General features: G+C 58.1%; 24 protein-coding genes. 10 read left to right on the top strand and 14 right to left on the bottom strand.

Annotation, left to right across the window (positions count from 1 at the left end; genetic code table 11):
* Positions 1-51: 51 nt before the first annotated feature.
* From rhaD to rhaB, 3 genes are all read right to left on the bottom strand, one after another.
* Positions 52-882, bottom strand: a complete 831-nt coding sequence (rhaD, locus tag LGL98_RS24610; RefSeq protein WP_136031315.1) for a rhamnulose-1-phosphate aldolase — start codon at positions 880-882, stop codon at positions 52-54.
* A gap of 145 nt (positions 883-1,027) precedes the next feature.
* A complete protein-coding gene (gene rhaA, locus LGL98_RS24605; protein ID WP_032741520.1) occupies positions 1,028-2,287 on the bottom strand; it encodes an L-rhamnose isomerase in 1,260 nt (419 codons plus the stop codon).
* On the bottom strand, positions 2,284-3,750 hold the full coding sequence (gene rhaB, locus LGL98_RS24600) for a rhamnulokinase (RefSeq protein ID WP_136031317.1): 1,467 nt from the start codon (positions 3,748-3,750) through the stop codon (positions 2,284-2,286). The genes rhaA and rhaB overlap by 4 nt, the downstream gene beginning before the upstream one ends.
* Before the next feature lie 310 nt (positions 3,751-4,060).
* On the opposite strand from rhaB, the gene rhaS reads away from it, so the two are divergent.
* Together rhaS and rhaR are read left to right on the top strand one after the other, a co-directional pair.
* Positions 4,061-4,897: an HTH-type transcriptional activator RhaS gene (rhaS, locus tag LGL98_RS24595; protein WP_002882888.1), complete on the top strand. Its 837-nt coding sequence runs from the start codon at positions 4,061-4,063 to the stop codon at positions 4,895-4,897.
* A gap of 73 nt (positions 4,898-4,970) precedes the next feature.
* Positions 4,971-5,816, top strand: a complete 846-nt coding sequence (gene rhaR, locus LGL98_RS24590; RefSeq protein ID WP_136031321.1) for an HTH-type transcriptional activator RhaR — start codon at positions 4,971-4,973, stop codon at positions 5,814-5,816.
* Positions 5,817-5,848: 32 nt separating this feature from the next.
* Here the strand turns inward: rhaR and rhaT are convergent, their stop codons facing one another.
* Positions 5,849-6,883, bottom strand: a complete 1,035-nt coding sequence (gene rhaT / locus LGL98_RS24585) for an L-rhamnose/proton symporter RhaT (RefSeq protein WP_002882892.1) — start codon at positions 6,881-6,883, stop codon at positions 5,849-5,851.
* Positions 6,884-7,172: 289 nt separating this feature from the next.
* On the opposite strand from rhaT, the gene sodA reads away from it, so the two are divergent.
* Together sodA and yiiM are read left to right on the top strand one after the other, a co-directional pair.
* A complete protein-coding gene (gene sodA, locus LGL98_RS24580) occupies positions 7,173-7,793 on the top strand; it encodes a superoxide dismutase [Mn] (protein ID WP_002882894.1) in 621 nt (206 codons plus the stop codon).
* Between the two features lie 72 nt (positions 7,794-7,865).
* Entirely contained in the window at positions 7,866-8,540 is a 675-nt protein-coding gene (gene yiiM / locus LGL98_RS24575) for a 6-hydroxyaminopurine reductase (protein WP_136031323.1), read from the top strand.
* Between the two features lie 56 nt (positions 8,541-8,596).
* Here yiiM and cpxA read toward each other — a convergent pair whose 3' ends face one another.
* Positions 8,597-9,970 carry an envelope stress sensor histidine kinase CpxA gene (gene cpxA / locus LGL98_RS24570; RefSeq protein ID WP_002882898.1) on the bottom strand — a complete coding sequence of 458 codons (1,374 nt, stop codon included), beginning with the start codon at positions 9,968-9,970 and terminating at the stop codon, positions 8,597-8,599.
* A complete protein-coding gene (gene cpxR / locus LGL98_RS24565) occupies positions 9,967-10,665 on the bottom strand; it encodes an envelope stress response regulator transcription factor CpxR (protein WP_002882901.1) in 699 nt (232 codons plus the stop codon). The genes cpxA and cpxR overlap by 4 nt, the downstream gene beginning before the upstream one ends.
* Before the next feature lie 149 nt (positions 10,666-10,814).
* Here cpxR and cpxP point away from each other — a divergent pair, with 149 nt between their 5' ends.
* The 3 genes from cpxP (at position 10,815) to pfkA (ending at position 13,538) form a co-directional block, all read left to right on the top strand.
* Complete coding sequence (gene cpxP, locus LGL98_RS24560; RefSeq protein WP_002882903.1) at positions 10,815-11,318, top strand: cell-envelope stress modulator CpxP; 504 nt, start codon at positions 10,815-10,817, stop codon at positions 11,316-11,318.
* Between the two features lie 158 nt (positions 11,319-11,476).
* A complete protein-coding gene (fieF, locus tag LGL98_RS24555; protein ID WP_008807873.1) occupies positions 11,477-12,379 on the top strand; it encodes a CDF family cation-efflux transporter FieF in 903 nt (300 codons plus the stop codon).
* A 196-nt stretch (positions 12,380-12,575) separates the two neighbouring features.
* The gene (pfkA, locus tag LGL98_RS24550) at positions 12,576-13,538 is read left to right on the top strand and encodes a 6-phosphofructokinase (RefSeq protein WP_002882911.1); all 963 of its coding nucleotides are present in this window, start codon (positions 12,576-12,578) and stop codon (positions 13,536-13,538) included.
* A 61-nt stretch (positions 13,539-13,599) separates the two neighbouring features.
* Here the strand turns inward: pfkA and rraA are convergent, their stop codons facing one another.
* The 7 genes from rraA to priA form a co-directional block, all read right to left on the bottom strand.
* Positions 13,600-14,085 (bottom strand): ribonuclease E activity regulator RraA, encoded by a 486-nt coding sequence (rraA, locus tag LGL98_RS24545; RefSeq protein ID WP_002882913.1) that lies wholly within the window; start codon positions 14,083-14,085, stop codon positions 13,600-13,602.
* Between the two features lie 92 nt (positions 14,086-14,177).
* On the bottom strand, positions 14,178-15,098 hold the full coding sequence (menA, locus tag LGL98_RS24540; RefSeq protein ID WP_136031325.1) for a 1,4-dihydroxy-2-naphthoate polyprenyltransferase: 921 nt from the start codon (positions 15,096-15,098) through the stop codon (positions 14,178-14,180).
* Positions 15,099-15,167: 69 nt separating this feature from the next.
* Complete coding sequence (gene hslU / locus LGL98_RS24535) at positions 15,168-16,502, bottom strand: ATP-dependent protease ATPase subunit HslU (RefSeq protein WP_136031327.1); 1,335 nt, start codon at positions 16,500-16,502, stop codon at positions 15,168-15,170.
* Between the two features lie 9 nt (positions 16,503-16,511).
* On the bottom strand, positions 16,512-17,042 hold the full coding sequence (hslV, locus tag LGL98_RS24530; protein WP_002882918.1) for an ATP-dependent protease subunit HslV: 531 nt from the start codon (positions 17,040-17,042) through the stop codon (positions 16,512-16,514).
* Positions 17,043-17,133: 91 nt separating this feature from the next.
* Positions 17,134-18,099, bottom strand: a complete 966-nt coding sequence (gene ftsN, locus LGL98_RS24525; protein ID WP_136031328.1) for a cell division protein FtsN — start codon at positions 18,097-18,099, stop codon at positions 17,134-17,136.
* A gap of 93 nt (positions 18,100-18,192) precedes the next feature.
* The gene (gene cytR / locus LGL98_RS24520; protein ID WP_002882921.1) at positions 18,193-19,221 is read right to left on the bottom strand and encodes a DNA-binding transcriptional regulator CytR; all 1,029 of its coding nucleotides are present in this window, start codon (positions 19,219-19,221) and stop codon (positions 18,193-18,195) included.
* A gap of 150 nt (positions 19,222-19,371) precedes the next feature.
* Entirely contained in the window at positions 19,372-21,567 is a 2,196-nt protein-coding gene (gene priA / locus LGL98_RS24515) for a primosomal protein N' (protein WP_136031330.1), read from the bottom strand.
* A gap of 252 nt (positions 21,568-21,819) precedes the next feature.
* Here priA and rpmE point away from each other — a divergent pair, with 252 nt between their 5' ends.
* On the top strand, positions 21,820-22,032 hold the full coding sequence (rpmE, locus tag LGL98_RS24510; protein WP_002882922.1) for a 50S ribosomal protein L31: 213 nt from the start codon (positions 21,820-21,822) through the stop codon (positions 22,030-22,032).
* A 101-nt stretch (positions 22,033-22,133) separates the two neighbouring features.
* Here rpmE and metJ read toward each other — a convergent pair whose 3' ends face one another.
* Positions 22,134-22,451, bottom strand: coding sequence for a met regulon transcriptional regulator MetJ (gene metJ, locus LGL98_RS24505; protein WP_002882924.1), 318 nt, complete (start codon positions 22,449-22,451; stop codon positions 22,134-22,136).
* Between the two features lie 267 nt (positions 22,452-22,718).
* Between metJ and metB the strand changes: the two genes are divergently transcribed.
* Together metB and LGL98_RS24495 are read left to right on the top strand one after the other, a co-directional pair.
* A complete protein-coding gene (metB, locus tag LGL98_RS24500; protein WP_049165344.1) occupies positions 22,719-23,879 on the top strand; it encodes a cystathionine gamma-synthase in 1,161 nt (386 codons plus the stop codon).
* A gap of 2 nt (positions 23,880-23,881) precedes the next feature.
* A complete protein-coding gene (locus tag LGL98_RS24495) occupies positions 23,882-26,314 on the top strand; it encodes a bifunctional aspartate kinase/homoserine dehydrogenase II (RefSeq protein WP_136031332.1) in 2,433 nt (810 codons plus the stop codon).
* The last annotated feature ends 18 nt before the right edge of the window (positions 26,315-26,332 follow it).

Below are 26,332 nucleotides of genomic sequence, written 5' to 3'. Positions count from 1 at the left end.
GGGTTTGCAGGTGATATTTCGCCCCGTCTCGGTGAGCGGGGCGCGATGTTGTTATGGATAAAGATCTAACGCGGACTGCAGCGGCTGCACGTTGAAGCGTTTGCCAAGGGCGATGAGCTCTTCGCGGGTGATGGTCTGCTTCATCCCGCCCATGGACAAGACTTTCACCAGTACTTCGGCGGACTTCTCGGCGGTGTCGATCAGGCCGAAGGTCTCATCCAGCGTGGGGCCGCTGCCGAAGACCCCGTGGAACGGCCACAGCACTAGCGAGTGTTTTTGCATGGTTTCGGCGGTCGCCTGACCGATTTCATCGGTCCCCGGCACCATCCACGGCAGAATGCCGACACCGTCCGGGAAGACCACCAGACATTCGGTGCTGCCTTCCCACAGCTTGCGGGTGAACAGATCGCTGTGATTCTCCAGAACATAGGTCAGGGCGATCAGATTGGTGGCATGGCAGTGCATGATCACCCGGTCTTTGCCGCCGGTCAGTTTGATGCGCTCGCTGTGCGACAGGAAGTGTGCCGGCAGCTCGGAGGTCGGTACGGCATCCCCCGTCAGGCCCCACAGGATATGGTATCCCGCGCCGTCGCTGTCGACCTTCACCACGCCGAGGTTAGCGGCCGGGTCGAGCTGGACGTTACGGAAGAATTTGCCGGAGCCGGTGACGATAAACGGCTGGTTGGCCAGGGTTGGCATCGGTTGGCTGAGGGCGATATAGCGCGGTTTGGCGTGGAAATCCGCCGCGTAAGGTTCGATATCCGCTTCATCCAGACGCAGCGTCAGGTTGCCGCCGTTGCGTTCGTCCCAGCCTTTCAGCCAGGCGTCGGAGGTGGCTTTGATCATGCCCTGGACGAACCAGGCGTCGATAATGGTCTGCATAGTCTTGTCTTTCCTGTTGATTCGGTGCGGGGTTGACCCCCTCACCCTAAATATGTGCGTGCCCCCGGATTGCGCCGTAAACGGCTTATCCGGGCTACCGGTTCTTTCTCCCTCTCCCTTGCAGGGAGAGGGTCGGGGTGAGGGTTTACCCGCGCTGGCTCAGAACCGCATTCTCATAAGCCCGCACGTTATCCAGCCACTGACTGCCCGCCGGTGTGTCGTGACGCTGACAGTACATCTCCCAGATGGCCTGCCACGGCAGCGATTTTTGCTCTTCGAGCAGCGCCAGGCGGGCGGTGTAATCGCCGTCGTTCTCCAGCTGGCGCAGCTGGGCGGTCGGTTCCAGCAGGGCGCGCAGCAGCGCTTTTTTCATATTGCGGGTACCAATCACCCAGGCCGCGATGCGGTTGATGGAGGCATCGAAGAAGTCGAGGCCGATGTGCACGCGGTCAAACAGGTTATGGCGAATGATTTCGCTGGCGATAGCCTGGGTTTCATCATCCAGCAGCACCACGTGGTCGCTGTCCCAGCGTACCGGGCGGCTGACGTGCAGCAGCAGGCGCGGGATGTAGAGCATGGCGGCAGAGATTTTGTCGGAGATCACTTCCGTCGGATGGAAGTGGCCGGCATCCAGGCACAGCGCGGTCTGGCGGCTGGTGGCGTAGCCCATATAGAACTCGTTGGAGCCGACGGTGTAGCTTTCGGCGCCGATGCCGAACAGCTTGCTCTCCACGGCGTCGATATGATGCGCCGGATCGAACTTCTCGCTGATCACCTCATCCAGGGCGTTCAGCAGCCGCTGGCGCGGGGCGAAGCGGTCAACGGTAATATCTTTCATGCCGTCCGGCACCCAGATGTTCATCACCGACGGCGTGCCCAGCTGTTCGCCAAAATAAGCGGATACGCGACGGCTGGCTTTGCAGTGGTCGATCCAGAACTGGCGGATTTCATCGTTGGCATGCGACAGGGTAAAGCCGTCGGCGCTCAGCGGATGCGAGAAGCAGGAGGGGTTGAAATCCAGCCCCAATTTGTTGGCTTTCGCCCACGTAACCCAGTTTTTAAAGTGCTCTGGCTTAATCTCATTGCGTGCTACCGGCGCGTCGGATTCCAGGTAAATAGCGTGCAGGTTAAGACGCTTTGGCCCCGGGATCAGGCTCAGCGCCTGCTCAAGGTCGGCGCGTAGCTCTTCCGCATTGCGCGCTTTGCCCGGGTAGTTGCCGGTCGCCTGGATGCCGCCGGTCAGGCTTCCCGCCGGGTTTTCGAAACCGGCGACGTCGTCACCCTGCCAGCAGTGCATGGAGACGGGCAGACGGTCCAGCTGGCGCAGGGCCTCCTCGACATCCACGCCGACGGCGGCGTAGCGCTGCTTAGCAATTTCCCAGGCTTGTTCAAGTTGAGTGGTCATGCGCAAAGCTCCTTGGTCTGTTGTGGCTGAAACTGCGCCACGAAACGGGCAATTTCACTATCAGGATTGGGGGTAAAAGTGGTGAGCGCCGCGTTGCCGCGCACTACCTGACGAAACTCATCGACATTGGCCAGCTCGTCGAGGGTCATTAACTGGATGCCGATATTGCCGAGGGTGGAGGCCTCTATCGGGCCGGCCACGACGGCGATCCCGCAGGCGTCAGCGCACAGCTGGTTGAGCAGCGTGTTCTGACAGCCGCCGCCAACGATATGCAGCTGGCTGAAGGGCTGGCCGCGCAGCGCCGCCAGCTCGTTAAGCACCCGAGCGTAGAGCAGCGCCAGGCTGTCGAAAATACAGCGCGCCAGTTCGGCATCGCTTTCAGGAACCGGCTGCCCGGCGTCGCGGCAGGCGGCCTGGATCTCGGCGCTCATACTGGCCGGGTTGATAAAGCGGTCATCGTTGCAGTCAATCATGAAGCGGCACGCCGGTAGCGCGGCGGTGCGGGCGATCAGCCCCTGCAGGTCGCTAACGTTTTGTTCTTTCAGCACGCGCTGCAGCAGCCACAGGCCCATGATATTTTTCAGCACCCGATAGCGGCCTTCGGCTCCGCCTTCGTTGGTGATATTGGCCTGCAGCGCCGCGTCGCAGGTGTATGGGGTCAGGCTTTCAAATCCCATCAGCGACCAGGTGCCGGAGGAGAGATAGGCGGCATGACGGTCGGCCAGCGGGGAGGCGATCACCGCGCTGGCGGTGTCGTGGCTGGCGACCGCGACTACCGGAATACGGTTACCCTGCGGGCAGATCCAGTGGCCTATCACATTGCCGGGGTGGGTCGGTTTTCCGAACCACGCCAACGGCGCGCCTGTCCAGTTCAACAGTGTCTCATCCCAGCTATCGCTGTTAATGTTGACCAGCTGGGTGGTGGTGGCGTTGGTATATTCCCAGTTCAGATTGCCGGTCAGGCGGAAGCTGAAATAGTCGGGGATCAGCAGGGCATGGGCAGCCTGACTGACCAGCTCCGGCTGCTGCTCCACCAGAGCGCGCAGCTGATAAAGCGTGTTAAACGGCAGAAATTGAATGCCGCTGCGGCGATAGATTTCCGCCCGGCCCAGCTGCGCTTCAGCGTGACGCAGCAGGCCCTGAGTGCGGTCGTCACGATAGGAGATCGGCAGCCCGACGCGCTGGCCCTGCTTATCCAGCAGGACATAATCCACCCCCCAGGTATCGATGCCGATACTGTCTATCAGAATGCCCTGCTCACACACTTTCTCCAGCCCGCGGCGGATCTCGCCTTCCAGGCTATCTACATCCCAGCAGTCGAAGCCGTCTACTTTCTGCAGACTATTGGTGAAGCGATGAATTTCGCGCAGCGTCAGGGCGCGCGGCCCGGGCTGGTAGCTGGCGAGCATCACCCGCCCGCTGGAGGCGCCTAAATCGACGGCGACACAATGACGAATTCCCATGAAACGATCCTTCTTAAAATCATTGTCAGCAGTCTAAAAAAGGCCGCTTTGCGACACCTTCTCGTTACGGACAGCACCAACAGGCCGCTGGCAAGAAAGCAAAGGTGACCGTGAGGGACATCACAGTTTGCGGTTTTAGGGGGTGGCGAGGGGGATGTGATGGCGTCGGCAGTTCCGCATCTTTCCGGCTGATTCTTGAAAAAGCGGCAGGATTTACGAATTTCGCGGTCAAAAATTGAAGGCCGGATAGCCAACCCTTCATTACTATCAGCCGGTGACTGATAATTTTTCTCATTACGAGGGCGGCATCATGACCATATTGCACAGTACGGATTTCTTTAAGGCCGGGATCTCGACGGTGGCTATTGAACCCCGCCTCCCTCAGTCGGCCTTTCCGGAACATCACCATGATTTCCATGAAATAGTTATCGTGGAGCAGGGATCGGGTATTCATGTCTTCAATGGCCAGCCGTATACCATCGGCGGCGGCTCGGTCTGTTTTATCCGCGATCACGACCGGCATCTTTACGAGCACACGGACAATCTGTGTCTGACCAATGTGCTCTATCGCGCGCCGGATGCGTTTCGCTTTCTCGCCGGGGTCAGTCAGCTACTGCCCCAGGAGCAGGAAGGAAACTACCCCTCGCACTGGCGGGTGAATCAAACCGTCCTGCAACAGGTGCGGCATATCGTGGCGCAGATCGAGGCCGTGGGGAGCGACACGGATACCCATGCCGTCGCCAGCCGTGAGATCCTGTTTATGCAGCTGCTGGTGCTGTTACGTAAAAGCAGCCTTGCGGAAGAGGCCACCAACAACGATGCGAGGTTGAATCAGCTGTTGGCCTGGCTCGAAGACCATTTTGCGCAGGAGATCTGCTGGGAGGAGGTGGCGGCGCAGTTTTCGCTGTCGCTGCGTACACTGCACCGCCAGTTGAAGCAGCAGACCGGCCTGACGCCACAGCGCTATCTTAATCGGGTGCGCCTGATGAAAGCCCGCCATCTGCTGCGCCACAGTGATGAAAGCGTGACAGATATCGCTTATCGCTGCGGATTCGGCGACAGTAACCACTTTTCGACGCTTTTTCGCCGCGAGTTCGACTGGTCGCCGCGCGATATCCGCCAGGGGCGCGACGCCATTCTTCAGTAACGCGAGAAGAGTCAACGTATTGCAGACTAAAAACGCGAATAATGCGCCGTTATCCGCGTTTGGAGTGTGAGCCGTGACCGGTCTGATTCTACGTAAAGAGGAGTTTTTCCCTTCCGCCACACAGGCAGTGGCGGTGGCAGACCGCTACCCGCAAAATGTCTTTGCCGAACATACCCATGAGTTCTGCGAGCTGGTGCTGGTGTGGCGGGGCAACGGGCTGCACGTCCTTAACGATCGCCCCTGGCGCATTACCCGCGGCGATCTGTTCTATATTCGCGCCGAAGATAAACACTCCTATGCTTCCGTTAACGATCTGGTTCTGCAGAACATCATCTATTGCCCGGAGCGGCTGCAGCTCAATTTTGACTGGGCCGGGGCGATCCCTGGCCTTTTCGGCACGCCGTGGAAGCCCCACTGGCGCATGGGCAGCACCGGTATGGCGCAGGCGCGCCAGGTGATTAGCCAGCTTGAGCATGAGTGCGCCCGGCGCGACGCGCAGGGAAATGCGATGGCCGAACTGCTGTTTGCCCAGCTGGCGCTGACGCTGCAGCGCCATCGCTACGCGACGGATGATCCGGCGGCGACGCAGCGCGAAGCACTACTCGACAAACTGCTGGCTGCGCTGGCGTCCAGCCTCAGCCGCCCCTTTGTTCTGGAGCGTTTCTGCGAGCAGGAGGGCGGCAGCGAGCGGGCGCTTCGCCAGCAGTTTCGCCAGCAAACCGGGATGACCATCAATCACTATTTACGCCAGCTGCGGATCTGCCATGCGCAGTATCTGCTGCAGCATACCGAGCGCTTAATCGGCGATATCGCCATGCAGTGTGGCTTTGAGGACAGTAACTACTTTTCGGTGGTTTTTAGCCGCGAAATCGGCATGTCGCCGGGGCAGTGGCGGCAGCGCAGTCGCACCGCCGCCTGAAGGCCGTTATTGTCTGGCTGATGGCCCGATGGTTAACTGGCCATTCCCAGGCCGACGATATTGGCGGCGATGATGATCACCACGCAGCCGAGGCTCAGGACGCTCACCGGACGACGGCCGGCGTTGTTCCACTCCTTCAGCACCAGACCCACCACACCGCCGCACAGTACGTAGAAACTCATGTGCAGCATCCAGCTCATATAATCATACTGCGCCGGAATGCTGGCATGGCCCCAGGCATAGAAGAAGAACTGGAGATACCACATCAGGCCGCCGAGGGCGGAGAGCAGCAGGTTGCTGATGATAAGCGGTTTTGCCAGCGAGAAATCGGCTTTGACTGACAGGTTCTTCACTTTCGCCAGACGAATAAAGCAGAAGCCAAGGTTAACCAGCGCCCCGCCGCCCATAATGACCACATAGCTTGGCAGCGCTGCGTACAGCGGGTCGACGCCGAGCGCCGCGGCGGCATCATGCATCGGTTTGGCGGCGTTCATCGCAAACGACATCCCTGCGGAGAAGATACCGCACATCACCGCCAGCAGAAGCCCTTTCTTCAGATTGAACTCTTCGGCTTTAATGCCCATTTTACGCTCTTTCAGCTGGCCCGCGCGGGTGACGATGCCGACGCCAATCACCGCCACCAGCACGCCGAGCAGCGTCATTTGACCGCCCTGGGTGTGCATCAGCACGGCAAACTGACCGTTAATAATGGGCGTCATCAGCGTGCCGACAATCAGCGTGATGCCAATGGCGATGCCAATCCCCATCGACATGCCGAGATAGCGCATGGTCAGGCCATAGTTAATATTACCGATGCCCCACATGGCGCCGAACAGAAAGACCGGCAGCAACGTGGAGGCGCTAAAAGAGCGGTAGTAGGCCCAGAAATCGGGTAACAGCGTGGCGCTGATGGCCCAGGGCAGGATCAGCCAGGAGACAATCCCCCCGACCGACCACATGGTTTCCCACGACCAGTGTTTTACTTTCTTGAACGGGGCATAGAAACAGGCGGCACTGGCGGCCCCTATCAAATGCCAAAAAATACCCATCGTAATCGCGTGGTTCATTGATTTTATCCTCATCTTTTTTTATCGGAGACGGCGGCTTCCGATGGGATGAGTGTAAAAATTGGCCGCTTTGGCCGCCTTCAAGTCCTTGCCACAGGATGACGAACCCTGGCAACCACTGACTTAATTAGTTGTTCTACATCACAAAACGGCGGGTATTTCTTCTGGTTATATCCATATGAAAAATACGGCATTGATAAGCATTTTCAATACCATTTAATTAACTATAATGGACAAACTGCTTACGCGGCATTAACACTTGAGCCGCTCGACAATAATGGAGATGATTATGAGCTATACCCTGCCATCCCTGCCTTACGCTTACGATGCTCTGGAACCGCACTTCGACAAGCAGACGATGGAGATCCATCACACTAAACACCACCAGACCTACGTGAACAACGCTAACGCCGCGCTGGAAAGCCTGCCGGAGTTCGCTAACCTGTCCGCTGAAGAGCTGATTACCAAGCTGGATCAGCTGCCGGCTGACAAAAAAACCGTACTGCGTAACAACGCCGGCGGCCACGCGAACCACAGCCTGTTCTGGAAAGGCCTGAAAACCGGTACCACCCTGCAGGGCGACCTGAAAGCGGCTATCGAGCGCGATTTCGGTTCCGTGGAGAACTTCAAAGCGGAATTCGAAAAAGCCGCTGCGACCCGTTTCGGTTCCGGCTGGGCGTGGCTGGTCCTGAAAGGTGACAAACTGGCCGTTGTCTCCACCGCTAACCAGGATTCCCCGCTGATGGGCGAAGCCATTTCCGGCGCTTCCGGCTTCCCAATTATCGGCCTGGACGTCTGGGAACACGCTTACTACCTGAAATTCCAGAACCGCCGCCCGGACTACATTAAAGCCTTCTGGGACGTGGTGAACTGGGACGAAGCTGCAGCGCGTTTTGCCGCTAAAAAATAAGGTTGCATTGCGCTAAGAGAGAAGCGAGTCTGATGACTCGCTTTTTTTATATCTGTAGCAAGGAGAGCAGCCATGCATTATCCGGTGAATGTCTTTATCGGCAAAATCAGGGACTACGCAGGTAGTCGTCCCAGTGCGATCGGTAAAATCCAGGTTGATGGCGAACTGCAGCTCGGCGATCTCGGTCTCGATGGGGACCAGCAGGCGGAGAAGAAAATCCACGGCGGGCCGGACCGCGCACTGTGTCATTATCCGCGCGAACATTATGCCGACTGGATCCGTGAATTCCCCCAGCAGGCCGATCGGTTCTGCGCCCCGGCGTTCGGCGAAAACCTCTCTACCACCGGGCTTACCGAGCAAAACGTTTATATCGGCGATATCTTTCGCTGGGGCGAGGCGCTGATTCAGGTCACCCAGCCGCGATCGCCGTGCTTCAAGCTCAACTTTCATTTTGCGATCAATGATATGGCGCAGCTTATGCAAAACAGCGGAAAAACCGGCTGGCTATACCGGGTGATTGCCGGAGGACAAGTTTCCAGCGATGCGCCGCTCGAGCTGGTTTCCCGGCTGAGTGATGTCAGCGTTCATGAGGCCGGGGCGATTGCCTGGCAGATGCCGTTTGATGATGATCAGTACCACCGCTTATTGTCGGCAGCGGGCCTGTCGGTGAGCTGGAGCCGAACGATGCAGAAACGGCGTTTAAGCGGCAAGATAGAGGATAGTTCGCGGAGATTATGGGGGAAATAATCCCCCATACTAAGTATTTCCGGGGATGCTCCCGGCCAGCGCAGGCCGGGTCGGCGTCAGGTTCGTTTATACAGCGGCAGCCAGATTGTTAAACGCAGGCCACCCAGCGGGCTGTCGTCGGCCTTCACCCAGCCGCGGTGCTGCTGAATAGCGGTTTCGACAATCGCCAGCCCCAGGCCGGTGCCGCCGGACTCGCGGTCGCGCGCCTCGTCGGTCCGGTAGAATGGCCGGAAAATCTGCTCGCGATCCTCCGGGCTGACGCCCGGGCCGTCGTCATCGACGTTAACCGTAATCCCGTCTTTATCCACCGAGAAGCTGACGGAAATTTTCGTATGCGAGTAGCGCAGGGCGTTGCGGACGATATTCTCCAGCGCGCTTTCCAGCGCATTGGGGTTACCGTACAGCGGCCATGGGCCCGGCGGATACTCAACGGTGAAAGATTTCCCCATCTGCTCGGCTTCAAACGCCGCGTTGTCTAACACTTCATTCCACAGCTGATTGGCTTTCACCGTCTCGCTGACCAGGGCGTTTTTCGCCTGATTACGCGACATCACCAGCAGGTCGTTAATCATGCTGTCCAGCCGGTGCGCTTCGGTTTCGATCCGCTCCAGCTCCTTGCTCTCTCCGCTGCGGCGGCGCAGCAGGGCGGTGCCCAACTGCAGGCGTGTAAGCGGCGTGCGCAGCTCGTGCGAGATATCGGACAGCAGCCGCTGCTGGCTGGTCATCATCCTTTCCAGCGCGGTGACCATCTGGTTAAAGCTGGCGCCAGCGGCTAAAAACTCCTGCGGCCCGGCCTCCAGCTCCGGATGCTGGCGCAGGTTACCCTGGGCAACTTCGTCGGCGGCATTTTTCAGCTTACGCGCCGGTTTCGCCAGGCTCCACGCCAGCCACAGCAGCAGCGGGGCGCTGACCAGCATCGTGACGATCAGCAGCAGCAGCGGCCGGTCAAACAGCAGGTTGATAAAGTCGGATTGTGAGGTGCTGGCGGGACGAATCAGATAGAGCTGATAGTTATCCTCCCCGTCCCGGACGGAAAACGGGCCCACCATTTCCAGGCGGCCATAGCGTTTTTTCTGCGGATGATCGGCGTTATCGGCCTGGCCGATAAAGTTACGAATGATCTGCATCTCGTTGCGTTCTGCACCGATCACGCGGCCTTCGCTGGTTACCAGCAGCAGGCGTTGTCCCGGCGGCGCCCATTTATCGATGGCACGAAACAGACGGCGCCACCACATCAGGTCGTTTGGCGGATCGTTGGCCAGCTCGGCCTCGACGTGCTGCTCGATCATGATGCCCTGACGCTGCTCGCTTTCCAGCAGCTCGGTCATCTGCCGGGAATCCAGTTTGGGCAACATCAGCACCAGCATCAACACCAGCGCCAGCGTGAGCCAGAAGATGGCGAAGATGCGTGCAGTCAAACTTCCAATCATGAAGCGGAAACCATCAGATACCCGCGGCCACGCAGTGTTTTAAACCACGGATGGCCATCTTTGCGCTCCGGCAGCTTACGCCGCAGGTTGGAAATATGCATATCGATAGCGCGGTCGAACGGCGTCAGGCGCTTGCCTAACACTTCCTGGCTTAAATGTTCACGCGACACCACCTGGCCGAGATGCTGCGCTAACAGATAGAGCAGGGTGAACTCGGTGCCGGTGAGCTCCAGCGTCTGGCCATCGAAATTGGCTTCCTGACGGCCCGGATTGAGGCTTAAGGCATCCACTTCCAGGGTTGGTGAGCCGGCTTCGGTCGTCTGCTGCTGCTCGCTCCAGTGGGAGCGGCGTAGAATCGCGCGTATACGGGCCACCAGCTCGCGATCGTTAAATGGTTTAGGCAAATAGTCATCTGCGCCCAGTTCGAGGCCGAGAACGCGATCCAGCTCGCTTCCGCGCGCTGTTAGCATGATAACCGGAGTCTGGTGTGTCTGACGCAGCTCTTTCAGCGTATCGATACCGTTTTTCTTCGGCATCATCACGTCGAGCAGCAATAAATCAACGCTGTCGTCCAGAAGGGCCAGCGCCTGTTCCCCGTCATGGGCTACGAGCACATTAAAACCTTCCATATCGAGCAGCTCTTTTAACAGGGAGGTGAGCTCCCGGTCATCATCAACTAACAGGATTTTATTCATTGTTTAAATACCTCCGAGGCAGAAATTACGTCATCAAGGCCCGCTAATCCATGACTTTACGTTGTTTTACACCCCCTGACGCATGTTTGCAGCCTGAATCGTAGACTGTCTCTCGTTGAATCGCGACACAAACGTTTTGGGAGTATGTGATGCGCAATGTTATCGCTGCCGTCATGGCCTCAACGCTGGCGCTAAGTGCATATAGCCAGGCCGCTGAAGTCGTTACCAGCGTTAACTGGCTCCCCGGAGACGACGGGGGACAGCGCGGTAGCCAGAGCCATATGTTTGACGGCATAAGTTTAACCGAGCAGCAACGTCAGCAGTTACGGGATCTTATGCAACGGGCACGCCACGACAGGCTCCCCGTTAATGTTAGCGAAATGGAGACAATGCATCGCCTTGTCACCGCAGAAAATTTTGATGAAAACGCTGTGCGCGCTCAGGCAGAAAAGATGGCGCAGGAACAGGTTGCCCGCCAGGTCGAAATGGCTAAGGTCCGCAACCAGATGTACCACCTGCTTACGCCAGAGCAGCAAGCGGTTTTAAATGCTAAGCACCAGCAACGTATGGATCAGTTGCGTGAGGTTGCAAGGATGCAGAAAGGCTCAGCGATGATGCTTTCGAGTAGTAGCAACACCCTGCAACCCCAGTAACAAACCCTGTTTTCCTTGCCATAGACACCATCCCTGTCTTCCCCCACATGATGTGGGGGTTTTTTTTGCCCTTTTTTCGGCGAATCAACTTCTTCGCGCATCCCGTGAGCGTCACAACTTCGGGTTATACTAAGCGCATTGCAGGAGAAGGAGCCTATATGAATCAATCTTATGGCCGGTTGGTCAGCCGCGCCGCTATTGCAGCGACGGCTATGGCCTCCGCGTTACTTTTGATCAAAATTTTTGCGTGGTGGTATACCGGTTCTGTCAGTATTCTGGCTGCGCTGGTGGATTCACTGGTGGACATTGCCGCCTCGCTGACCAACCTGCTGGTGGTTCGCTATTCGCTGCAGCCTGCTGATGAAGAACACACCTTTGGCCACGGCAAAGCGGAGTCGCTGGCGGCGCTGGCGCAAAGCATGTTTATCTCCGGCTCGGCGCTGTTTCTGTTTCTCACCGGCATTCAGCACCTGGTGCGTCCGGAGCCGCTGCAGGCCGCCGGCGTCGGGGTTGTCGTCACGTTGATCGCCCTGTTCAGCACACTGGCGCTGGTAACCTTCCAGCGCTGGGTGGTGCGAAAAACCCAGAGCCAGGCGGTGCGGGCGGATATGCTTCATTATCAGTCTGATGTTATGATGAACGGCGCCATTCTGGTGGCGCTGGGCCTCTCCTGGTACGGCTGGCATCGCGCCGACGCGTTGTTTGCCTTAGGGATTGGCATCTATATTTTATATAGCGCGCTGCGGATGGGCTATGAAGCGGTTCAGTCATTACTTGACCGCGCCTTGCCTGACGAGGAGCGTCAGGACATTATCACCATCGTGACCGCATGGCCCGGCATCCGCGGGGCGCACGATCTACGAACGCGGCAGTCAGGGCCGACCCGCTTTATTCAGATTCATTTGGAAATGGAAGATAACCTCCCGCTGGTGCAAGCCCACGTGATTGCAGACCAAGTGGAGCAGGCGATTCTGCGCCGTTTCCCGGGTTCCGATGTCATTATCCATCAGGATCCCAGTTCTGTGGTGCCAGCGGCGCAGCAGGGCTTTTTTGAGCGTTAGGTTATAGTCTGTAAACTCGATGTAAAAATGTGGGGCAGATCGGCATTTTTTGTATAAATTACCGCCGTTTGGTCTGACCTGAATCAATTCAGCTTGAGGCGTTTGATATACTATTGTCATTAGCGTCGTGCACTCCTGGTGAGGGAGCGCTTCAGGCAACAGAATTATTTTTTGCTTCCTAAGTTCAGAGGTAGTCATGATTAAGAAAATCGGTGTGTTGACAAGTGGCGGTGATGCGCCGGGCATGAACGCAGCAATTCGTGGCGTTGTGCGCGCGGCATTAACGGAAGGTCTGGAAGTTTTTGGAATCTATGACGGTTACCTCGGATTGTATGAAGACCGTATGGTTCAGCTCGACCGTTACAGCGTTTCCGACATGATCAACCGCGGCGGCACCTTCCTGGGTTCCGCTCGCTTCCCGGAATTCCGCGAAGAACACATTCGCGCTGTGGCTATCGAAAACATGAAGAAGCGCGGCCTGGACGCGCTGGTGGTTATCGGCGGTGACGGGTCCTATATGGGGGCGATGCGCCTGACCGAGATGGGCTTCCCGTGCATCGGCCTGCCGGGCACTATCGACAACGATATCAAAGGCACTGACTACACCATCGGCTTTTTCACCGCCCTGAGCACCGTGGTAGAAGCGATTGACCGTCTGCGCGACACCTCTTCTTCACACCAGCGTATCTCCGTGGTGGAAGTGATGGGCCGTTATTGCGGCGACCTGACCCTGGCGGCGGCGATTGCCGGCGGCTGTGAGTTCATCATGGTGCCGGAAGTGGAATATACCCGTGACGATCTGGTGGCAGAAATCAAAGCCGGTATCGCGAAAGGGAAGAAACACGCTATCGTGGCCATCACCGAGCACATGTGCGACGTTGACGAGCTGGCAAGCTACATCGAGAAAGAGACTGGCCGTGAAACTCGCGCCACCGTCCTCGGCCATATTCAGCGCGGCGGTTCCCCGGTTCCTTACGACCGTATCCTGGCTTCCCGCATGGGCGCCTATGCGATTGAGCTGCTGCTGCAGGGCCATGGCGGCCGTTGCGTCGGCATCCAGAACGAGAAGCTGGTGCACCACGACATCATCGATGCCATCGAGAACATGAAGCGTCCGTTCAAGAACGACTGGCTGGATTGCGCGAAGAAACTGTACTAAGTTAAGCGCCGGATAAACAAAAGGCCTTCTCATGGAGAAGGCCTTTTTTATGGCGGAAGGTTTATTCGATATCCAGCGGGTCTTCCGAGAGGATCATCCCGGTGTTATCGGCATACAAATGGTCGCCGGAGAAGAAGGTCACCCCGCCGAAATTGACGCGCACGTCGCTTTCGCCGATGCCTTCGCCAGCCGCGCCGACCGGAATAGCCGCCAGCGCCTGAATACCAATGTCCAGTTCCTCAAGGTCGTCAACCTGGCGCACCGCGCCATAGACCACCAACCCTTCCCATTCATTCTGGACGGCCAGACGCGCCAGGTCTGCGTCAATTAACGCGCGTCGTACTGAGCCGCCGCCGTCGATCAGGAGAATATGACCACGGCCATTCTGCTCGAGCAGATCGTAGAGCAACCCGTTATCCTCGAAACATTTAACCGTAATGATCTGTCCACCAAACGACGACCGTCCTCCAAAGTTAGAGAACAGCGGTTCCACGACGTTGACATCTTCCTGGTAGATGTCACAAAGCTCGGAAGTATCGTATTTCATAGGCTTAACGTTCAGTTGCTGCGAGAGTTTTTAGTATATCCCGCGAATCGCATTGTTGGCAAAATCATCAATTGTTAATTGATATTTGTCAGTTAAGCCATCAGCTTACTGGCAATAATTCCGATAACAAACAGCAGGTTGGTCAGTAAAGCGCCTTTGACCGTCTTTTCGAGCATCGGGCGCATCGCCACCGGATCGGATTCGCGCAGGACGTAGCGCGCCTGTTTCACCAGCAGCGGTGTGGCGAGAATAAACAGCCAGCCCCAGACTGAATGTAGCGCCAGCAGGTTAAACAGCGCCAGACACAGCAGGGCGCCGAGTAACAGGCAGGCATGATAGCGGCGGGCATTGACCGGGCCCAGGCGCACGGCGAGGGTGTTCTTCCCGTTCTGCCGGTCGCTGTCGATATCACGCAGGTTATTGATGTTCAGCACGGCGGTCGCCAGTAAACCGCAGGCCGTCGCCGGCAGAAAAATGGCCGCTTCCACATTATGGGCTTGCAGATACCAGCTGCCGAGGACGCTCAGCCAGCCGAAGAAAACGAGTACTGAGATATCACCCAGACCAATATATCCATACGGACGGGTGCCTACCGTGTAGGTGATGGCGGCCACGATAGACAGGCCACCCAGGGCGAGGAAGCCGATGAAATCGCCGACGCTCTGCCAGGCGGCGCACAGCAGCGCCAGACCAAACAGACAGATCAGCACGACGGTGACGATCAGGGCCCGCTTCATCTGCTGGGGGGTTATCACCCCTTTCTGCATGCCGCGCAGCGGCCCGATGCGATCCGGTTTGTCGCTCCCTTTGACCGCGTCGCCATAGTCATTAGCCAGGTTGGAAAGAATTTGCAGCAAGCCGGCGGTGATCAGCGCCAGCAGGGCGACCCAGGGATCAAAATGGCCCTGTTCCCAGGCCAGGGTAGTGCCAACAATAATCGCGGCAAATGCCAACGGTAACGTTTTAGGACGCAAGCTTTCCAGCCACGCCTGTGAACGGCTGATATCAGTCATAGTTATTTTAGCCAATAAAAATGGGGGCTATAGCCCCCATCAACAGTGATGAAAATGCATTGCACCGGATTATAGGATAAAACGGCTCAGATCTTCATCTGCCACCAGAACATCCAGGTGTTTACTCACATATTCGGCATCAATAGTGACGGTCTGGCCGTTCATCTCGCTGGCATCATAGGAAATATCTTCCACCAGGCGCTCCAGCACGGTGTGCAGGCGACGCGCACCGATGTTCTCGGTGGTTTCGTTTACCTGCCATGCAGCCTGGGCGATGCGCTTGATACCGTCTTCGGTGAATTCGATATTCACCCCTTCGGTCGCCATCAGCGCCTTGTACTGCACGGTGATGGAGGCATTCGGCTCGGTCAGGATGCGCTCGAAGTCCTGGGTGGTCAGCGCTTTCAGCTCAACGCGGATCGGCAGACGCCCCTGCAGTTCCGGGATCAGATCGGACGGACTGGCCACCTGGAACGCGCCGGAGGCGATAAACAGGATGTGGTCGGTCTTGACCATCCCGTGCTTGGTGGAGACGGTGCAGCCTTCCACCAGCGGCAGCAGGTCGCGCTGTACGCCTTCGCGAGACACGTCCGGGCCGGAGGTGTTGCCGCCGCGCTTACAGATTTTGTCGATTTCGTCGATAAAGACGATACCGTGCTGCTCTACAGCGTCGATGGCTTCCTGCTTCAGCTCTTCCGGATTGACCAGTTTGGCCGCTTCTTCTTCAATCAGCAGCTTCATGGCGTCTTTGATTTTCAGCTTACGCGGTTTCTGCTTCTGGCCACCGAGGTTCTGGAACATGGACTGCAGCTGGCTGGTCATCTCTTCCATGCCCGGAGGGGACATGATTTCAACGCCCATTGGTGCCGCAGCAAGATCGATTTCGATCTCTTTATCGTCCAGCTGGCCTTCACGCAGTTTCTTGCGGAACGCCTGGCGCGCTGCAGACGGTTCCTGCGGCTGTTCAGCCTGGCCCCAGTTGTTTTTTGCCGGAGGGATCAGCACGTCAAGCACGCGCTCTTCCGCCAGCTCTTCCGCGCGGTAACGGTTTTTATCGATGGACTGCATGCGAACCATTTTGATCGCCGCGTCGGTCAGATCGCGGATGATAGAATCCACTTCTTTACCGACATAGCCCACTTCGGTGAACTTGGTCGCTTCAACTTTAATAAACGGCGCGTTGGCCAGTTTCGCCAGACGACGGGCGATTTCGGTTTTACCAACGCCGGTTGGGCCGATCATCAGAATGTTTTTCGGCGTGACTTCATGACGCAGCTCTTCGTTAAGCTGCATCCGGCGCCAGCGGTTACGCAGAGCGATAGCAACAGAACGCTTGGCGGCGTCCTGACCGATAATGTGTTTGTCCAGTTCGCTGACAATTTCGCGTGGGGTCATTTCAGACATGGGAGATCCTTACGCTTTAGAAGGTAATTCTTCGATGGTGTGGAAATGGTTGGTATAGATGCAGATATCACCTGCAATATCCAACGCTTTCTCGGCGATGTCGCGCGCGCCCATATCGGTGTTTTCAAGCAGCGCGCGGGCCGCGGCCTGGGCGTAAGGACCGCCGGAGCCGATAGCAATCAAATCGTTTTCTGGCTGTACCACGTCGCCGTTACCGGTGATGATAAGCGACGCGTTTTCGTCCGCGACGGCCAGCAGCGCTTCCAGCTTGCGCAACATCCGATCGGTTCGCCAGTCTTTGGCCAGCTCAACGGCGGCCTTCACCAGATGGCCCTGGTGCATTTCCAGTTTACGTTCAAACAGTTCGAACAGCGTGAAGGCGTCAGCAGTGCCGCCAGCGAAACCGGCAATTACTTTGTCGTTGTACAGACGACGCACTTTTTTCACATTGCCCTTCATCACGGTGTTGCCCAGCGTGGCCTGGCCATCACCGGCAATAACAACATGGCCGTTACGGCGAACACTTACAATTGTAGTCACGAGCAGACCCCTTGGTTGCAAAAGCGGAACAGGGGCCCCGCGCTGTTCGCGGGGCCGAATGCAATTATAGATGGGGGGGATTTTGAGGGTTTCAACCCCTGGCGGCGAGACGAATGCAGTTCGCGTGACCAGCCATCTTCAGGCGAGTGATCATCTCGTTGGCGCTTTCTTTGCCTTTCAGCGGGCCAATGACCACGCGGTTCCAACCATTGTTGGTGGTAATGTGCGAAGCAAACCCTTCGAAAGCCAGCTGAGCACGGACGGTTTCGGCCTGCTCGGCGCCCTTAAAGGAGCCGCACTGGATCATCCAGCTACGATCGTCTTTCTTCTCGGCGGTGGTTTTCGGCGCTTCTTCCACCCGAGTTACCGGCGCCGCGGCCTGGGTACGCGGCTGCGTGGTATTGGTATGCGCCGGCGTCTGCAGCAGATCCTGGTACGGCTGCTGGTTTGACGCGGTCTGCTTCGGCTGTTGCTGCTGAACCGGCTTCGGCTGCTGAACGCGCGGCTGCTGTTGGACGGTCTGCGGCTGAGTTTGCGTCCACTGTTGCTGCTGCGCCTGCTGCTGTTGCTGCGCTAAACGCTGACGCTGAAGCGTCTGCTGGCGCTGCGCCGGCGTTTGTTCGTTCCACGGCACTTCGGTCAGCTGGGTCGGCTGCTGGCGCATATCGGCCTGCATCTGGGCGAGCAGCTGGCGCTGCTCGTCGGTCAGCTGTTCCGGTTTCATGACTTCGCCACCGGCGGTCGGTTCGGTCGGCGCACGGACGCCAGGCTGACGGCTTTCCAGCTCTTTAATATAGCGCCAGCGCTCTTCCGGTTTGGGCGGCAAGCCGTTGCCGGCGGCCTGGCGATTTTGCATCGCTTCCGCTTCTTCTTTCTTATGATGCGTAATGAAATAGAGGCCACCGATAAAGGCCACCAGCACAGCCGCCGCGATCGCCACCATCGCCGGTGAAATCGCCGGAAGGCTGCTTTGCTTATTCCTTGAGCTTCGGGTCGTGCTCTTTTTGCGCCGCGAAGAAGCCGGTTGGCTGCGGCGTACATAATCTCGTTGTGCCACTATCGTTTCGCTGTCTTATATTCGTTCGTCAGCCCGCCATGTTACTTAAGCGGCGGGCCTTTGACCAGAAGAGCAGGCCCGAAAGCCTGATGGTTATCGTCTGATTTTTTGCGTACTGCCGCGAACAATCAGTTCGCAATCGAGCAGACGCGAGCCGCTGTTCACGTTATGCCCCTGCATTTGCTCCAGTAATAGCAGCATTCCTTCACGGCCGATATCAAACCGTGGCTGTGAAACCGTGGTCAACGGCGGGTCGCAAAATTCAGACAACGCGATGTTATCGAAGCCGACAATTGACAAGTCGTCCGGCACCTTCAGGCCGCGGCGTTTCGCCAGCGATAAGGCGCCCAGCGCCATCACATCGCTATGGCAGAAGACGGCGGTCGGCGGCACCGGCTGCGCCAGCAACTGCTCCAGCGCGTTGGCACCGGCTTCGAAGGTAAAGTTGCCGCGAGCAATATAGTGTGGATCGACGGTGATACCGCTGCGGCGCAGCGCCTGCACGTAACCCTGCAGGCGATAATGGCACAGCGGCATATCTTCCGGGCCGGCGATACAGCCGATACGCTGGTGTCCCAGCTCGTGGAGATAGTTCACCGCGTTAAAGGCTGCCGTCAGGTTATCGATGTGGACGGTGGGCAGCTCCAGCTCCGGCGCGAACTCGTTCGACATGACCATCGGCGGCAAATTGCGCTGCTCTTCCACGCTGGCGTCGAACGGCAGGCGCGAACTGAGCAGCACCATACCGTCGATCTGCTTGGTGATGATAAGGTCAATAAAGGTTTTTTCTTTCTGGTTCTGGTGGGCGCAATCGCCGATTAACACCAGATAGCCGTGCTCGGCGGCAGTGACTTCAATACCGCGGATGACTTCACTAAAAAAGGGATCGCAGATATCCGGAACGATCACGAGGATCGTTCGCGATTCGTTGCGCTTCATATTACGCCCGAGCGACTGCGGTAAATAGCCGACTTCCAGCGCCGCCTGCTCGACCCGGTTACGGGTGGCTTGCGACACCTTATCAGGGTTCATCAACGCTCGGGACACGGTTGCCGTGGAAACGTTTGCCTTGAGGGCGACGTCTTTCATGGTGGCGGCAACCACTTGTTTTTTGGGCTTCACCTGGTTTCTCCTCGCTGAATGGCGCTGGCATTTCCCTTGGGCGCTAACTGCTGCATCATTTTTATCAGATAGTCGCAGCAGTGAGTTACAGAATTTTCATGAAAAACGTGATGCTTGTTGAATTTTTCGATCCGGCTCGCAAGAGAAGCCTTACCCTTCAATAGGATCGACATCCAGTACCCACTTCACTTTTCTCGCCTCCGGAAGCGTGTTAATCAGCGCCAGCGTACCGCTAACGATATGCTGCAGGCGCACCCGCGAAGGATGCTGCAACAATATTTGCCAGCGCCAGCGGCCGCCGCGCTTCGGCGCCAGCGCCGGAACCGGACCGAGCACCCACAGTTTATCGTCGGCCAGCGGGCTGGCCTGCAGCAAATTGCGCAACTGCTGTAAAAACAGCGGCGCCTGCTGATTGTTATGGTCTTCCGCACGAATCAACACATGGCTGGTCCATGGCGGCAGCTGCATTGTCTGCCGCTCTGCCAGCGCCTGTTCGGCAAAGGCGTCGTAGCCTTTATACAGCAGGGTCTGCAAAAGAGGGTGTTCCGGATGGTGAGTTTGAAGAATGACCTCGCCCTGTTTTCCTGCCCGGCCCGCTCGTCCGGAGACCTGGGTATAAAGCTGAGCGAAACGCTCTGCGGAGCGGAAATCAGCGGAAAACAATGCTCCGTCGACGTCCAGCAGGGAGACGAGGGTGACGTCCGGGAAGTGGTGGCCTTTGGCCAGCATCTGGGTGCCAATCAAAATACGCGCCCCGCCGCGATGGACAGCGGCGAGATGTTCCTCCAGCGCCCCTTTGCGGCTGGTGGTATCGCGGTCGATACGCGAGATAGGCACGTCAGGGAAGAGCGGCGTCAGGGCCTGCTCGAGCTGCTCGGTGCCGATACCCACCGGCACCAGATGCGTGGAGCCGCAGGAGGGGCACTGGCGTGGGATAGGACGCTGACTATCGCAATGGTGGCAGCGTAGATGGTGCTGCGCCTGGTGCAACGTATAGTAGCTGTCGCAGCGCGGGCATTCCGCTATCCAGCCGCAGTCGTGGCACAGCAGCGCTGGCGCAAAGCCGCGGCGGTTAAGAAACAGGATCACCTGGTTATCCGCCTGCAGGTGCTGGCGCATACGGCTAATCAGCGCGGGAGACAGCCCCGCCTGCAGCGGTTGCCCTTTGAGATCGAGCACGTGCTGCTGGGCCGGGCGCGCATTGCCCGCACGTTTGCTTAAGGTTAACTGCCGGTATTTGCCCTGGCGAACGTTATGCAGAGTCTCCAGCGCCGGCGTCGCCGAGCCGAGAATTATCGGGATCTGCTCGCTGTGGGCGCGCCATACCGCCAGGTCGCGGGCATGGTAGCGCCAGCCTTCCTGCTGCTTGTAGGAGCTGTCATGCTCTTCATCGATAACGATGACGCCAAGATCTTTAAATGGGGTAAATAGTGAGGAACGGGTGCCGATCACAATGGCCGCTTCGCCGTTTTTCGCCTTCAGCCAGGCCGAGAGACGTTCGCTGTCATTGAGCCCGGAGTGCAGCACTTCCACCGGCGCGTTAAAGCGCTGGCGAAAACGGGCGATGGTTTGCGGCGTCAGGCCGATCTCCGGCACCATCACCAGCGCCTGGCGCCCCTGCGCCAGCACATTCTCCAGTACGCTCAAATAGACTTCCGTTTTCCCGGAGCCAGTAATGCCGGCCAGCAGCCAGGCGGAGAAGCGATCGGCGGCGCTGTGGATCGCCCCGACGGCGGTGGCCTGCTCGGTATTCAGGCGCAGGCGTTCGCCGGCAACCGAATACGCGCTGCGCCAGTCGGTGAGGGCGGGCGCTTCGCAGGCCAGCTCCGCCAGCCCTTTGCCGCGCAGCGCCTGCAGCGCCGCTTCATTGAATTCCAGTTCGCCAACCTGATGACGCCAGATTTTGCCCTGGCGCAGCGCCGCCAGCGCCTGCTGCTGCTTCGGAGAACGTTTCAGACTGTTAAGGTCGACAACCTGCCCCTGCTCGGTGGCGAACCAGTACCACAGCGGCGTGGCGCTGGCGGGTTTGCCCTGGCGCAGCAGAATAGGTAATGCATGGAACAGCACATCGCCGATCGGGTGATGATAATATTCAGCCGCCCACATCAGCAGTCGCCAGACCGTCGTAGAGAAGACCGGCTCGTCGTCCAGCGCTTCCGCGACCGGTTTTAGCTCCTCCAGCGGCAACTCGCTGCGCTCGCTCACCGCCGCGACAATGCCGATCCGCTCCTGTTTGCCGAACGGCACCCGCACCCGACAACCCGCTTTGACCGCCATGCCTTCAGGCAGCAGGTAGTCAAAAGTGCGCGGTAGCGGAACGGGTAGGGCAACGTGGGCGACGGGCATGTCATCTTCCTGACTTGAAATCTGGCGGGATAGTATACACATTACGATAAGGCGGCGCGGATCAGTTTGCATATGCTGGTTAAATTCTGTATGATTCGCCGCCTTTGATGCGCTTTATATCGCATTGAAGATTGACCATTACCGCGTGCTTCACGCTGTCAGCAGCGTAGAAGGCGACGGGAAATTACTAATATCGCGTGGTGTCTGGCGTTAGGGCTGGAAGAGCGACGCGGCCTTAACTGAGGTTCTCCCATGAAAAAAGGTATTCACCCAAATTACGACGAAATTACTGCTACCTGTTCTTGCGGTAATGTCATGAAAATCCGCTCCACCGTTGGTCACGACCTGAACCTCGACGTGTGCGGCAAATGCCACCCGTTCTTCACCGGCAAACAGCGTGATGTTGCTACCGGTGGCCGTGTTGACCGCTTCAACAAGCGCTTCAGCATCCCGGGCAGCAAGTAAGTTGCCAGAAGAAGCCGCCTCAGGGCGGCTTTTTTGTTTCTCTCGCCTGCCTGGGCGGGAAAGAAAAAAGGGCGGAAGATTATTCCGCCCTTTTTATCGTCTCAGTATTCCCACGTATCCGGGTCGATTCCCAGTTCACGCATAATCGCTTTCGCCGCTTCCGGGATCTCATCGCTGCGCTCTTTACGCAGGTCTTCATCGTTAGGCAACGGTTGTCCGGTAAAGGCATGCAAAAACGCTTCGCACAGCAGCTCGCTGTTGGTCGCGTGACGCAGGTTATTCACCTGACGACGCGTGCGTTCATCGGTGAGGATTTTTAACACCTTCAGAGGAATGGAAACCGTAATTTTCTTTACTTGTTCACTCTTCTTACCGTGCTCAGCGTATGGGCTGATATATTCGCCGCTCCATTCAGCCATGAGATACCTTAATCCTCTGTTTATTAGTGAAGGGCCAGAATATTCCGCCCGGGCTATAATTGCGCGTAGTTTACCGTATGCGCGGGCTTTCTGACATGAGATAAGCCGCCGCCGACGTGCGCTAATGCATATAATTTTAACGGCTATTTGCACTTTGCTCAATCTATACGCAAAGAAGTTTAGATGTCCAGATGTATTGACGTCTATTGTGACAATGATTACTCTGGAGCCTGACTTTTCACCGACTCAGCCCAGGAACTTCCCAACATGACGCGTAAACAGGCCACCATCGCAGTGCGTAGCGGTTTAAATGACGACGAGCAGTACGGTTGCGTTGTCCCGCCGATCCACCTCTCCAGCACCTATAATTTCACCGGCTTTAATGAACCTCGCGCCCACGACTACTCCCGTCGCGGCAACCCGACTCGCGATGTCGTACAGCGCGCGCTGGCGGAACTGGAAGGCGGTGCGGGTGCGGTACTGACCAATACCGGAATGTCGGCGATCCTACTGGTGACCACAGTGTTCCTGAAACCTGGCGATCTGCTGGTGGCGCCGCACGACTGCTACGGCGGCAGCTACCGTCTGTTCGATAGCCTGGCGAAGCGCGGCTGCTATCGTGTTCAGTTCGTCGATCAAAACGATGAGCAGGCACTGCGGGCAGCGCTGGCGGAAAAACCGAAGCTGGTGCTGGTGGAAAGCCCAAGTAATCCATTGCTGCGGGTGGTGGATATTGCGAAAATCTGCGGCCTGGCGCGCGAGGCGGGGGCGGTGAGCGTGGTGGACAACACCTTCCTGAGCCCGGCGCTGCAAAACCCGCTGGCGCTGGGCGCCGACCTGGTGTTGCATTCCTGTACCAAATACCTCAATGGCCACTCCGATGTGGTGGCCGGGGTGGTGATTGCCAACGATCCGGCGACTGTCACCGAACTGGCATGGTGGGCGAATAATATTGGCGTCACCGGCAGCGCCTTCGATAGCTACCTGCTGCTACGCGGTTTGCGGACGCTGTCTCCACGTATGGAAGTAGCGCAGCGCAATGCTCTGGCGATCGTTGAGTATCTGAAAACCCAGCCGCTGGTGAAAAAGCTGTATCATCCGTCGCTGCCGGAAAACCAGGGGCATGAAATTGCGGCGCGTCAGCAAAAAGGTTTTGGCGCGATGTTAAGCTTCGAGCTTGACGGTGACGAGCAGACGCTGCGCCGTTTCCTGAGCGGGCTGTCGCTGTTTACACTGGCGGAATCGCTGGGGGGCGTTGAAAGCCTGATTTCCCATGCGGCAACGATGACGCATGCCGGCATGGCGCCTGAAGCGCGTGCTGCCGCCGGAATTTCAGAAACGCTCCTGCGTATATCGACCGGTATTGAAGATGGTGAAGATTTAATTGCCGACCTGGAAAATGGCTTCCGGGCAGCAAACGAGGAATAAAGATGAGTGTGATTGCGCAGGCAGGGGCGAAGGGTCGTCAGCTGCACAAATTTGGTGGGAGTAGTTTAGCGGATGCGAAATGTTACCTGCGCGTCGCGGGGATCATGACGGAGTATTCGCAGGCGGGGGACATGATGGTCGTCTCTGCCGCTGGCAGCACCACCAACCAGCTGATCAGCTGGCTGAAGCTTAGCCAGAGCGATCGCCTCGCTGCGCATCAGGTCCAGCAGTCGCTTCGCCGCTATCACACCGAGCTGATTGGTGGTCTGCTAGAGCCCGCCGCGGCGGATATATTGATCGCCGCTTTTATCCATGACCTTGAGCGTCTGGCTGGCCTGCTGGACGGGGGGGTCACCGAAGCGGTTTATGCGGAAGTGGTCGGCCATGGTGAAGTGTGGTCCGCGCGCCTGATGGCGGCGGTCCTCAACCAGCTGGGTATGGAAGCCGCCTGGCTTGACGCGCGCGCGTTCCTGCGCGCAGAACGTGCCGCGCAGCCGCAGGTGGACGAAGGATTATCCTATCCACTGCTGCAGCAGCTGATGGCGCAGCATCCTAACAAACGTCTGGTGGTGACCGGCTTTATCTCCCGCAACCAGGCCGGTGAAACCGTCCTGCTGGGCCGTAACGGTTCCGACTACTCAGCCACGCAGATCGGCGCGCTGGCGGGCGCCTCCCGGGTCACTATCTGGAGCGACGTCGCCGGGGTCTACAGTGCGGATCCGCGCAAGGTGAAAGACGCCTGCCTGCTGCCGCTGCTGCGTCTGGACGAAGCCAGTGAGCTGGCGCGCCTGGCCGCGCCGGTGCTCCATGCCCGAACGCTACAGCCGGTTTCCGCCAGCGATATCGATCTGCAGTTACGCTGCAGCTATACGCCGGAACAGGGCTCCACGCGTATTGAGCGCGTGCTGGCCTCCGGTACTGGTGCCCGGATTGTCACCAGTCATGACGATGTCTGCCTGGTGGAGTTCCAGGTGCCGGCCGGTCACGATTTCAAACTGGCGCATAAAGAGCTGGACGCTCTGCTCAAACGCGCTCAGCTGCGCCCGTTAGCCGTTGGCGTCCATGCCGACCGTAAGCTGCTGCAGTTCTGCTATACCTCCGAGGTGGCCGACAGCGCGCTGAAACTGCTCGATGAAGCCGGTCTGCCGGGCGAGCTGCGTCTGCGTCAGAAGCTGGCGCTGGTGGCGATGGTGGGCGCGGGAGTCACCCGTAACCCGCTGCACTGCCACCGTTTCTGGCAGCAGCTGAAAGGGCAGCCGGTGGAGTTCACCTGGCAGTCGGAAGAAGGAATCAGCCTGGTGGCCGTGCTGCGCGCCGTGCCGACGGAAAGCCTGATCCAGGGGCTGCATCAGTCCTTGTTTCGCGCCGAAAAGCGTATTGGCCTGATGCTGTTCGGCAAAGGGAACATTGGTTCCCGCTGGCTGGAGCTGTTCGCTCGCGAACAAACTACGCTCTCGGCGCGCACCGGTTTCGAGTTTATTCTCGCCGGCGTAGTCGACAGTAAACGCAGCCTGCTGAACTACGAGGGGCTGGACGCCAGCCGGGCGCTGGCTTTCTTTAACGACGAAGCGGTGGAGCAGGATGAAGAGTCGCTGTTCCTGTGGATGCGTGCGCACCCGTACGATGATTTAGTGGTGCTGGACGTCACCGCCAGCGAACAGCTGGCCGACCAGTATCTTGATTTCGCCAGCCATGGCTTCCACGTCATTAGCGCCAACAAGCTGGCGGGCGCCAGCAGCAGTGATAAATATCGTCAGATCCACGATGCGTTTGAGAAGACGGGGCGCCACTGGTTGTATAACGCCACCGTGGGTGCCGGCTTGCCGGTGAACCATACGGTGCGCGACCTGATCGACAGCGGTGATACCATCCTCGGCCTGAGCGGTATCTTCTCGGGAACGCTCTCCTGGCTGTTCCTGCAGTTCGATGGCACCGTGCCGTTCACCGACCTGGTGGATCAGGCGTGGCAGCAGGGGTTGACCGAGCCGGATCCACGCGTCGATCTGTCCGGTAAGGATGTGATGCGCAAGCTGGTGATCCTCGCGCGGGAAGCGGGCTATGACATCGAACCCGATCAGGTACGTGTGGAATCACTGGTGCCGGCGCACTGTGAAGAGGGGTCGGTCGATCACTTCTTTGAGAATGGCGAAGAGCTGAACGAGCAGATGCTGCAGCGCCTGGAGGCGGCCCGTGAGATGGGGCTGGTGCTCCGCTACGTGGCGCGCTTTGATGCCAACGGCAAAGCACGCGTCGGTGTGGAAGCGGTACGCGAAGAGCACCCGCTGGCGGCGCTGCTGCCGTGCGATAACGTGTTCGCCATCGAAAGCCGCTGGTATCGCGATAATCCGCTGGTGATCCGCGGGCCAGGCGCCGGGCGCGATGTGACCGCCGGGGCGATCCAGTCGGATATTAACCGCCTGGCGCAGCTGCTGTAGTTCCGAGAAAAAGACCAG

Source organism: Klebsiella africana (assembly GCF_020526085.1).
In the GTDB taxonomy this organism is placed as follows: Bacteria; Pseudomonadota; Gammaproteobacteria; order Enterobacterales; family Enterobacteriaceae; genus Klebsiella; species Klebsiella africana.
This window is presented reverse-complemented; position numbering and strand designations above follow the sequence as displayed.

Bases quoted from the DNA above. Each gene is read 5' to 3' on its own strand.
- rhaD (WP_136031315.1), bottom strand. From the start codon at position 882: ATGCAGACCATTATCGACGCCTGGTTCGTCCAGGGCATGATCAAAGCC.
- rhaA (WP_032741520.1), bottom strand. From the start codon at position 2,287: ATGACCACTCAACTTGAACAAGCCTGGGAAATTGCTAAGCAGCGCTAC.
- rhaB (WP_136031317.1), bottom strand. From the start codon at position 3,750: ATGGGAATTCGTCATTGTGTCGCCGTCGATTTAGGCGCCTCCAGCGGG.
- rhaS (WP_002882888.1), top strand. From the start codon at position 4,061: ATGACCATATTGCACAGTACGGATTTCTTTAAGGCCGGGATCTCGACG.
- rhaT (WP_002882892.1), bottom strand. From the start codon at position 6,883: ATGAACCACGCGATTACGATGGGTATTTTTTGGCATTTGATAGGGGCC.
- sodA (WP_002882894.1), top strand. From the start codon at position 7,173: ATGAGCTATACCCTGCCATCCCTGCCTTACGCTTACGATGCTCTGGAA.
- yiiM (WP_136031323.1), top strand. From the start codon at position 7,866: ATGCATTATCCGGTGAATGTCTTTATCGGCAAAATCAGGGACTACGCA.
- cpxA (WP_002882898.1), bottom strand. From the start codon at position 9,970: ATGATTGGAAGTTTGACTGCACGCATCTTCGCCATCTTCTGGCTCACG.
- cpxR (WP_002882901.1), bottom strand. From the start codon at position 10,665: ATGAATAAAATCCTGTTAGTTGATGATGACCGGGAGCTCACCTCCCTG.
- cpxP (WP_002882903.1), top strand. From the start codon at position 10,815: ATGCGCAATGTTATCGCTGCCGTCATGGCCTCAACGCTGGCGCTAAGT.
- fieF (WP_008807873.1), top strand. From the start codon at position 11,477: ATGAATCAATCTTATGGCCGGTTGGTCAGCCGCGCCGCTATTGCAGCG.
- pfkA (WP_002882911.1), top strand. From the start codon at position 12,576: ATGATTAAGAAAATCGGTGTGTTGACAAGTGGCGGTGATGCGCCGGGC.
- rraA (WP_002882913.1), bottom strand. From the start codon at position 14,085: ATGAAATACGATACTTCCGAGCTTTGTGACATCTACCAGGAAGATGTC.
- menA (WP_136031325.1), bottom strand. From the start codon at position 15,098: ATGACTGATATCAGCCGTTCACAGGCGTGGCTGGAAAGCTTGCGTCCT.
- hslU (WP_136031327.1), bottom strand. From the start codon at position 16,502: ATGTCTGAAATGACCCCACGCGAAATTGTCAGCGAACTGGACAAACAC.
- priA (WP_136031330.1), bottom strand. From the start codon at position 21,567: ATGCCCGTCGCCCACGTTGCCCTACCCGTTCCGCTACCGCGCACTTTT.
- rpmE (WP_002882922.1), top strand. From the start codon at position 21,820: ATGAAAAAAGGTATTCACCCAAATTACGACGAAATTACTGCTACCTGT.
- metJ (WP_002882924.1), bottom strand. From the start codon at position 22,451: ATGGCTGAATGGAGCGGCGAATATATCAGCCCATACGCTGAGCACGGT.
- metB (WP_049165344.1), top strand. From the start codon at position 22,719: ATGACGCGTAAACAGGCCACCATCGCAGTGCGTAGCGGTTTAAATGAC.
- LGL98_RS24495 (WP_136031332.1), top strand. From the start codon at position 23,882: ATGAGTGTGATTGCGCAGGCAGGGGCGAAGGGTCGTCAGCTGCACAAA.